Origin of the sequence: Frankia nepalensis, from assembly GCF_016786325.1 — a bacterium.
GTDB classification, from domain to species: domain Bacteria; phylum Actinomycetota; class Actinomycetes; order Frankiales; family Frankiaceae; genus Pseudofrankia; species Pseudofrankia nepalensis.
In genome coordinates this window covers 30,218-39,699 of record NZ_JADWYU010000129.1, presented here as the reverse complement: position 1 = coordinate 39,699, position 9,482 = coordinate 30,218, and the positions used below count along the sequence as shown (strand labels likewise).

The 9,482-nt window shown below is 70.8% G+C and carries 6 protein-coding genes; 2 read left to right on the top strand and 4 right to left on the bottom strand.

What is annotated here, in order from left to right; genetic code table 11:
- Positions 1-67: 67 nt before the first annotated feature.
- From I6A81_RS17285 to I6A81_RS17270, 4 genes are all read right to left on the bottom strand, one after another.
- A complete protein-coding gene (locus I6A81_RS17285) occupies positions 68-922 on the bottom strand; it encodes a hypothetical protein (protein WP_407661321.1) in 855 nt (284 codons plus the stop codon).
- Positions 923-1,092: 170 nt separating this feature from the next.
- Positions 1,093-1,770, bottom strand: coding sequence for a TerD family protein (locus I6A81_RS17280; RefSeq protein WP_203003821.1), 678 nt, complete (start codon positions 1,768-1,770; stop codon positions 1,093-1,095).
- 266 nt (positions 1,771-2,036) lie between these two features.
- Positions 2,037-3,203, bottom strand: a complete 1,167-nt coding sequence (locus tag I6A81_RS17275) for a DUF475 domain-containing protein (protein WP_203003830.1) — start codon at positions 3,201-3,203, stop codon at positions 2,037-2,039.
- 602 nt (positions 3,204-3,805) lie between these two features.
- A complete protein-coding gene (locus I6A81_RS17270; RefSeq protein ID WP_203003820.1) occupies positions 3,806-4,381 on the bottom strand; it encodes a TerD family protein in 576 nt (191 codons plus the stop codon).
- 868 nt (positions 4,382-5,249) lie between these two features.
- On the opposite strand from I6A81_RS17270, the gene I6A81_RS17265 reads away from it, so the two are divergent.
- Both I6A81_RS17265 and treS read left to right on the top strand, forming a co-directional pair.
- A complete protein-coding gene (locus tag I6A81_RS17265; protein WP_203003829.1) occupies positions 5,250-7,235 on the top strand; it encodes an alpha-1,4-glucan--maltose-1-phosphate maltosyltransferase in 1,986 nt (661 codons plus the stop codon).
- Positions 7,232-9,019 carry a maltose alpha-D-glucosyltransferase gene (treS, locus tag I6A81_RS17260; protein WP_238429360.1) on the top strand — a complete coding sequence of 596 codons (1,788 nt, stop codon included), beginning with the start codon at positions 7,232-7,234 and terminating at the stop codon, positions 9,017-9,019. The genes I6A81_RS17265 and treS overlap by 4 nt, the downstream gene beginning before the upstream one ends.
- Positions 9,020-9,482 lie beyond the last annotated feature (463 nt).

Here is a 9,482-nt window from a genome sequence, read left to right as displayed (position 1 = left end):
GGCCCGCCCCCCCCCCCAGGGCGGGGGCGCCCCGCCCCCGACGGCCGGGGCGCTCCGCGCCCCGGCCTTACCGGTGGCGGTAGACCTCGGCCTCGGCGGGGCGCAGCACGGTCGACTGGCCGCGCACGAAACCGGGCCGCACCCCGCGGGCGATCGTGCGGTCGCGGCCGGGCTCGTCGGTGCCGACGCCGCGCAGCGCGAGGTGACGGGCGGGGTCGAACGGGCTGCCTGGCACCGCGATGTAGGGCCGCACGTCGGCGGAGATGTCCAGCACCTGCAGCAGCTGCTTGCGCAGGATGCCGGCGACGCTCTGCGGGTCGTCCGCGCCGAGGCTCGACATCTGGTCGTGCAGCCGGATCAGGCCGCGCAGCAGCGGGCCCATCGCCTCGGTCAGCTCGCCCTGGCGCAGCCTGGTGTTCTCCTCATGGAGCCGGTCGACCAGCTCCACGTCGTGTCGACGCAGCCGCGTCAGCTCGTCGAGGCGGCGCGCCATGGCGGCGAGCTCCTCTGCCAGGTCACCGGACACCCCCGGCGGCTGCTGGCCGACGGCGAGCCCAGGCGGCGTGTTCGCCGGACGGTCGACACCGTGCGGCGGGGTCTGCCCGCGGGTCGGCGGGCCCGGGATACCCGGATCCTGGGTCCCCGCCCGATCGGCGACGCCGTTCGCGGGGGTCTGGAAGCCGGTCCGGGAGGCCTGCCGAGCGGTGGAGGTCGTCCAGTCCGTGACCTCCGACGTCGGGTCACCCGCCGGGTCGTAGCCGTCATAGGAGTCGAACGGCCCGGCCTCGAACGGCGGCAGTCCGTCGATCGCGCCGCCTGTCCGGCCGGCCACGCCGGGGAGCCTGGTGGCCGTCCCCCGCGGGTTCGAGGCGTCCGCGCCGGCGGGCACCCCGCGGACTCCCTCCGGCGGGGTGACCGGCACCGGCATGGTCGGCGGCGACGTGGGCGCGCCGCCCGGGCCCCCCGCGGTGGGGAGCCCGGCGCCGTCGCCGTCCGGCCCAGGGCCCTGGCCCGGACGGGACGGACCGAGCGGCTCCAGCCCGGGAAACCAGCGGCTGGAGCGCTCGCGGCGACGACGGGACTGCGGCTCGGTCACTTGCGGCCCGGGGTCCAGTTGAGGCCCCAGTTGTACAGGGTGTCGAGCTCGCGGTGCCCGCTCACGTAACGGACCTCCCGGCTGACGGTGAAGTCGTTCGAGCCGTTGTTCGTGAGCAGCGCGACGGCGCACATGCGCTTGCCGCCGGCCCGCTCGTCCAGGCGGACCTCGATGGGCGCGCCCTGCGCGGGGGTCAGCGTCACGACCGCGTCCGCCTGGTCCCACGACGGAACGCCCTCGTAGATGAACGCGAAGATCAGGATCCGGCGGATGTAGGCCGCCTGGGCGAGGTTGACGTGGATGTTCTCGCCGCCGGCGGTGGCACCGGTCCGGTCGTCCGCGTCGAGCTTGATGAACGGCGGGTTGTCAAAGTCCCCGAAGGCGTTGCCCAGTGCCTGGACCACGCCCTTGTGACCGGTGGACAGCTCCCACATGGCCGCGAGGTCCAGGTCGACGCCGCCCGAGCCCATGACGCGCTTGAGGAAGCCGCCCTTCTGCTGGCCTCCCTGGTTCCAGTTCAGGTTGACGTGCAGCCGACCGCCGCCGCCCTGCTTGGACAGCGAGACGCTGGGCGCGGACTTGGTGAGGGTGACCTTGCTCAGGGACACGCCGGGCGCGGCGCCGGGCGCGGCACCGGGCGTGCTGCTGGGACGCTTCGAGTAGTCGATTGCCATGTCCGCTCCTTCGCGGTCTTTTCCGCGGCGGCGTGCCGGGATTGGGGGAGAATCCGGGGTCGTCGCCCCCCTCGGACTGACAGTCCGTCCGCCGGCGCCGACCGGTGCGCCCCGCGGACGGGGCGAACCGGTCAGGCGGCCGCTCACGGTCGGCCAACACCGGCCCGACGATCCCGTTGACCATTCTGCACAGCGGTAGATGCGGTGGAATACCGCGGCTCAGAACGATTTGCCGTCGTTCTTGCCGAGCCGCGGCCACACCACCGTCAGGATTTCGCGCCGACGGGCTCCGGGGCCTCCTCTTCGTCGGGCTCGGCGCCGTTTCGGCGGGCGTTGCGGTGTCGGATCGACGACAGCAGGGCCACGCCGATGAAGCCGACGCCGACCAGGCCGGTGATGATCTCGGGAACTTCCCACTTGATCGTCAGGGCCAGGATGACGGCCAGCGCGCCGATCGCGTAGTGGGCGCCGTGCTCCAGGAACACGTACTCCTGCAGCGTGCCCCGCCGGACCAGGTAGACGGTGATCGACCGGATGTACATCGCGCCGATACCCAGACCGGCGGCGATGATGAAGATGTTCTGCGAGATGGCGAACGCGCCGACGACGCCGTCGAACGAGAACGACGCGTCCAGGACCTCGAGGTAGAGGAAGAGGAAGAACGCGGCCTTGCCGGTGGCGAGCACCAGCTGGTTGCCACCGCCGGCGGGCGCGGTCGTGGCCGCTGCCGTGGCGGGCGCGGCGGCGCCCTCCGAGTCCTCGTCCTCGTCCTCCTCGGCGCCGATGCCGCGGGACTCGAAGAACTCACCGAGCCCGCGCACCGCCAGGTAGGTGGCCAGACCCGCGACGCCCGCGGCGAAGACCTGCGCGGAGTCGTCCCCGGCGATGGTCTCGCCGACGACCAGCAGCGCGGCGAGCGCGAGGACGACCGGCACGACGTCGAGCTGCCCGATCTTGCGCAGCGGCTCCTCGATCCAGCGAAGCCACTGGACGTCCCGCTCCGGGTCGAACATGAAGTCCAGGAAGATCATGAAGAGGAAGATGCCGCCGAAGGCCGCGATCGCCGGGTGGGCCTCGTGCAGCTTGTCCGCGTAGGTGCCACCGTCGATCACCTTGTCGGAGTTCACCGCGAGGTCGATGACGTCGATCGGGCCCAGGTGCGCGGTCAGCGCGACCACGACGATCGGGAAGATCAGCCGCATGCCGAAGACGGCGATGAGGATGCCGACCGTCAGGAACAGCCGCTGCCAGACCAGGCTCATCCGGCGCAGGATCGTCGCGTTGATGACCGCGTTGTCGAACGAGAGGCTGATCTCCAGGACTGCCAGGATCGCCACGATGGCGGCGGCCTCGCCGCCGCCGATCACGCCGGCGAGCGCGACGCCGACGGCGGTGATCGCGAACGACCAGCCGAAGATCCGCAAGATGTGCACCAGGACCAGCACCTCCGCGGACCGGTAGAGAGACATGGCCAGCGGTCGCCGTGGCGCCACAGCTCCGGTCCGCCGGAGTCCGCCGCACCGCCGTTGTCCGGCGCCGCCGTCGACCGCGCTCGCCTCGAGTTCCGGCCGCTGGTGGGCGCCCGGCGGCGTCAAGGGACGCCGGTGGGCGAGACCACCGGACGAACGACCGGTGACGCACTCGGGGAGCATGCGCGGTTCTGGGCATCCTAGCCAGCCCTACGACGGACAAAGGTGACAAACGGGTGACACGGTTCCAACAATCACCGCCTCACCCGAGCCGCCACCCAGCCAGATCCGGCCAGACCCGCGTTCAGCCCTCATTTCAGCTGTTTCGGACGCCCCGCGTTCAGCCCGGTCACGCCGGGCGCGACGCCCGGGGCCGGGATCGCCCTGGGCGAGCGCCACGGGCCACCGCGGCGCCACCCCCGAGGCGACGGGCCGGAGCCCGCCGCCTCCACGCAAACCGTCGACGCCGGTGAGCGTCGGCGGCCCCGCGCCGTCGATGCCGTCAGACGCCGACACCGTCAGACGCCCACGCCTTCAGACGCTGACGCCTTCGGACGTTGACGCCGTCAGACGTTGACGCCGTAGTCCTGCGCGATGCCGCGCAGGCCGGTCGCGTAGCCCTGGCCGACCGCGCGGAACTTCCAGTCGGCGCCGTGCCGGTACACCTCACCGAAGATCATCGCGGTCTCGGTCGAGGCGTCCTCGGACAGGTCGTAGCGGGCGATCTCCGCGCCGCCGGTCCCGTTGGCGATCCGGATGAAGGCGTTGCGCACCTGGCCGAAGCTCTGCTGCCGCGCCTCCGCGTCGTAGATGGAGACCGGGAAGACGATCTTGTCGATCTCCGTCGGCAGGTTGGTCAGGTTGATGCTCACCTGCTCGTCGTCGCCCTCGCCCTCACCGGTGAGGTTGTCGCCCTGGTGCTCGATCGCGCCGTCCGGGCTGCGCAGGTTGTTGAAGAAGATGAAGTACTGGTCCGAGAGCACCCGGCCGTCGGCGCGGCAGGCGATCGCGCTCGCGTCCAGGTCGAAGTCGCTGCCGGTCGTCGTCCGGGCGTCCCAGCCAAGGCCGACGACGATGTTGGTGAGGCCGGGCGCCTCCTTCGACAACGAAACGTTGCCACCCTTGCTGAGGCTGACTCCCACTGTCTGTTCCTCCCGCTGTCCGTGGCGGACGGGGCTTCGGCGCCCCGAGCACCCTCACCCCGGCTCGCTGCCGGTGCGACCGGCAGCCTACTGCCCATACGTGGGCGTACCGGACCAGCACCGTGTGTCGCCAACCCGACACGCGAGGCCCGGCGGTGACCCATATCGGGTTGGCCGGACGCTCGCCGGGCTGGCCGGCATCGACCGGGCCTTCCAGGAGCCATACGAATGATGCCGCTCTGGAAGTTCCCAACGCGGGCGGCGCGCCAGTGAAGATTCCCAAATCGGCGCCTCGAGCGCCGTCCGACCGGCGCGCCCGGCATGGCCGGGCACGCGGCGCCAGAACCCGCCGCGAATCACGGAAGCCTCACCACTTCAGGGCGGGCCGTCGCCGGCGGCACTCGCGCGGGAGATCATTATTTGTCACACCGATGACGTATTCGCGGCCGACGCCATGATTCGTCCCGGAGACCGGCCCGCCCGGACCGCCTCCGGCCCGCGCGGCCCGGCCCCTGGCGGGAGCCCCGAGGAACGGGACCGGCCAGGTGGCCACCCCGGGCCGGCCGGAAGCTCGGCGTGTCACGCGCGTTAACGAGGCGATGTCGCCGCAGGCCACCGGCACGATCGGGCAGCCGGGCCGCGGGATGGATGCCAGGGCACCGCCAGAGACGAAGGTTTCGCCGACCCAACCTGGGAACATCCAGCACAGGCCGGGCAGCCGGAAGGGGCGAAGTCGCCCAGTGCGGGCACTCCCGCCCCACCACATGGGGGCGTCCCGTGGTCGCGCGCAGTTCACGTTGGGGTATCGCCATTTGCCATCTAGGAGGCGGATCATTGGGGGGTGGTCCGTCTGGATAAGGTCGACGCGATGATCGGACGTTCAGTAGGCCGGGTAGTCATCTCCGACGTGACTCCGGCCGTCTCGTGTGGCCGCTGGCCGTCGCGCGCGGTGATCGGGGAATCCATCACCGTGGGCGCAACCGTGTTTCGGGAAGGTCACGACCTCATCGGGGTGAACGCGGTGCTGACTGGCCCAGACGGGCTCGGCACTCAGTTCACCCGGATGCGGCTGATGGCCGCCGGAACTGACCGCTACGAAGCCGACCTCACGGTGACCGCCGAGGGGCTATGGGGCTTCCGGATAGAAGCGTGGGCGGATCCCGTCGCGACCTGGGTGCACGGCATCGAGCTCAAGGTCGGCGCCGGGCAGACCACCGACGAGCTCGCCGTGGACTTCGAGGACGGCGCGCGGCTGCTGCTGCGCGCGCTGCCCGGCGTGCCAGAAGGCGGCCGCGCCATGGTCGCGCACGCCGCGGCCAGGCTCCGCGACGACTCGATCGAGGACGCGCACCAGCGGATCGCGCCGGCGTGCTCCCCCGAGCTCGCCGAGCTCCTCGAACGCCATCCGCTGCGCGAGCTGGTGACCCGGTCGCCGCTGCACCGGGTGTGGGTGGACCGCGAGCGGGCGCTCTTCGGCAGCTGGTACGAGCTCTTCCCCCGCTCGGAGGGCGCGTCGCTCGACCCGCCGCGCTCGGGGACGTTCCTGACCGCGGCCGAGCGCCTGCCGGCGATCGCCGACCTGGGCTTCGACGTCGTCTACCTGCCGCCGATCCACCCGATCGGCGAGGTGAACCGCAAGGGCCCCAACAACACCCTGGTCGCGGGACCGGACGACCCCGGCTCGCCGTGGGCGATCGGCAGCGAGCACGGCGGGCACGACGCCGTGCACCCGGACCTGGGGACGATCGAGGACTTCGACACGTTCGTCGCCCGCGCCCGCTCGCTGGGCATGGAGGTGGCGCTCGACCTCGCGCTGCAGTGCGCCCCGGACCATCCCTGGGCCAAGCGGCACCCGGAATGGTTCACGGTCCGCAGCGACGGCTCGATCGCCTATGCCGAGAACCCACCGAAGAAGTACCAGGACATCTACCCGCTGAACTTCGACGAGGACCCGGCCGGCATCTACCACGAGATCCTGCGGGTGGTCCGGCACTGGACCGCCCACGGGGTGCGGATCTTCCGGGTGGACAACCCGCACACGAAGCCGGTCGAGTTCTGGGAGTGGCTCATCCGCGAGGTGAAGTCGACCGAGCCGGACGTCCTCTTCCTCGCGGAGGCGTTCACCCGACCGGCGATGATGCACACGCTGGCCAAGGTGGGCTTCACCCAGTCGTACACCTACTTCACCTGGCGCAACGTGAAGTGGGAGCTCGAGGAGTACGCCCGCGAGCTGGTCGAGGGCGCGCACTACATGCGGCCCAACTTCTTCGTGAACACCCCGGACATCCTGTCCGAGTACCTCCAGCACGGCGGGCAGCCCGCCTTCAAGATCCGCGCGGCGCTGGCGGCCACGCTCTCGCCCACCTGGGGCGTGTACGCCGGCTACGAGCTCTACGAGCGCGTTCCGGTGCGCCCGGGCAGCGAGGAGTACCTCGACTCCGAGAAATACCAGTACCGCCCGCGCGACTGGGCGGCGGCGGAGCGGGCCGGGGCGTCGCTGGCGCCCTACCTGGGCCGGCTCAACGCCGTCCGGCGCGCCCACCCGGCGCTGCGCTGGCTGCGCAACCTGAGCATTCACCACGCGGATGGCAACGAGGTCATCGCCTACTCGAAGCGCTCCGGGACCGGACCGGACGCGGACGTGGTGATCGTCGTCGTCAACCTCGACCCGCATGCTGCCCGGGAGTCAACCGTGCGACTTGACATGCCCGCCCTCGGCCTGGAGTGGTGGGACACCTTCGACGTCCGGGACGAGATCACCGGCGCCACCTACACGTGGGGCCAGGAGAACTACGTCCGGCTCGACCCGTTCGTCGAACCCGCCCACGTGTTCACGCTGGTCCGGCGGCCATGACCGCCGACGGGGGGACAGGCACGGGCGAACACCCGGGGACGGGCGAGCACCGGGGAACGAGCGAGCACCGGGGAACGTCGGCCGAGGAGCCGCTGGGCACGGAGACCGGCGTCGAGCCGCTGGTCGGCGACCGGCTTTCCCGCGACCCGCTGTGGTACCAGCGGGCGGTCTTCTACGAGGTGCTCATCCGGGGCTTCGCCGACTCCAACGGCGACGGCACCGGTGACATCCGCGGCCTGATCGGCAAGCTCGACTATCTGCAGTGGCTGGGCGTCGACTGCCTGTGGCTGCTGCCGATCTACGAGTCGCCGCTCAAGGACGGCGGCTACGACATCTCCGACTACTTCCGGATCCTGCCGGAGTTCGGGGACCTCGGGGACTTCGTCGAGCTGGTCGACCAGGCCCACAAGCGCGGCATCCGGATCGTCGCCGACCTGGTGATGAACCACACCTCCGACCAGCACCCCTGGTTCCAGGCGTCGCGGTCGGACCCGGACGGCCCGTACGGCGACTTCTACGTCTGGTCGGACACCGACGACCGCTACCCTGACGCCCGGATCATCTTCGTCGACACCGAGAAGTCCAACTGGGCCTGGGACTCGGTGCGCGGCCAGTACTACTGGCACCGGTTCTTCTCCCACCAGCCGGACCTGAACTACGACAACCCCGACGTCCAGGACGCCATGATCGAGGTCCTGCGGTTCTGGCTGGACCTCGGGATCGACGGCTTCCGGCTCGACGCGGTGCCCTACCTCTACGTGCGGGACGGCACCAACGGCGAGAACCTGCCGGAGACGCACGAGTACCTGCGCCGGGTCCGCAAGGAGATCGACTCCAAGTACGCCGACCGGGTCATGCTGGCCGAGGCGAACCAGTGGCCGTCGGACGTCGTGCAGTACTTCGGCAACGACGACGAGTGCCACATGGCGTTCCACTTCCCGCTGATGCCGCGCATTTTCATGGCGGTCCGCCGGGAGTCGCGCTACCCCATCTCGGAGATCCTGGCTCAGACGCCGGAGATCCCACCGAACTGCCAGTGGGGCATCTTCCTGCGCAACCACGACGAGCTCACCCTGGAGATGGTGACCGACGAGGAGCGCGACTACATGTACGCCGAATACGCGAAGGATCCGCGTATGAAGGCGAACATCGGCATCCGGCGCCGGTTGGCACCGCTGCTGGACAACAGCCGCGACCAGATGGAGCTGTTCACCTCCCTGCTGCTGTCGCTTCCCGGTTCGCCGGTGCTGTACTACGGCGACGAGATCGGCATGGGCGACAACATCTACCTGGGTGACCGGGACGGCGTGCGCACCCCGATGCAGTGGTCGCCGGACCGCAACGGCGGCTTCTCCACCGCCGACCCGGCGCGGCTCTACCTCCCACCGATCATGGACCCCGTCTACGGGTACCAGGGCCTCAACGTCGAGGCCGGGCAGCGGCTGTCGACGTCGTTCCTCGCCTGGACGAAGCGGATGATCGAGGTGCGCAAGCGGCACCAGGTCTTCGGCCTCGGCACGTTCGAGGAGCTGGCCGCGTCGAACCCGTCGGTGTTCGCCTACGTGCGCGCCCACGGCGACGACCGCGTGCTGTGTGTCGCGAACCTCTCCAGGTTCGCCCAGCCGGTGGAGCTCGACCTGCGCCGCTTCGAGGGGCTGGTTCCGGTGGAGCTGCTCGGCCGGGTGCATTTCCCGCCGATCGGTGAGCTGCCCTACCTGCTTACCCTCCCCGGCCATGGCCACTACTGGTTCGCGCTGACCTCGGCGAGCACGTTCGCGCGGTAGAACCCACGTCCGGCGGCGCCGCGGCGGGCGCGAACAGTCCGTGACCCGCGCCGCGGCGCGCAAAGCAGCGATCGCCCACGGGTGGGTCTCCGGGCTCGGGCGCGGGCAAATCAGTTGAACAAGCGCTATCTACCGGGCGGCATCTCCGTTAGGTTGACGGCAGGCCAGATCGGCGTGCCGCCGCCCCGGTCCGGCCCACCGTGGCCGCCGCCCGAGGGACGGCTTCCCGGTGGGCCGCGGCATATCGCCCCGAGGACGATCTCCGGTCGGGCCCACAATCGCCGTCTTGGTCGCCTTCTCGGGGGAACCACTGAACTGAACAGCGCCCATCTCCGACGACCCATGGGAAGGTCACTTCTCCGCACCAGTCCGCCGGCTGTCGCCCGGTTCGCGCAGGTCTGCCCGGGCATCAGTCAGGGAGGCCGATCTCGGACCCGCCAGATCGGCTCCGCCGATCTGGCGG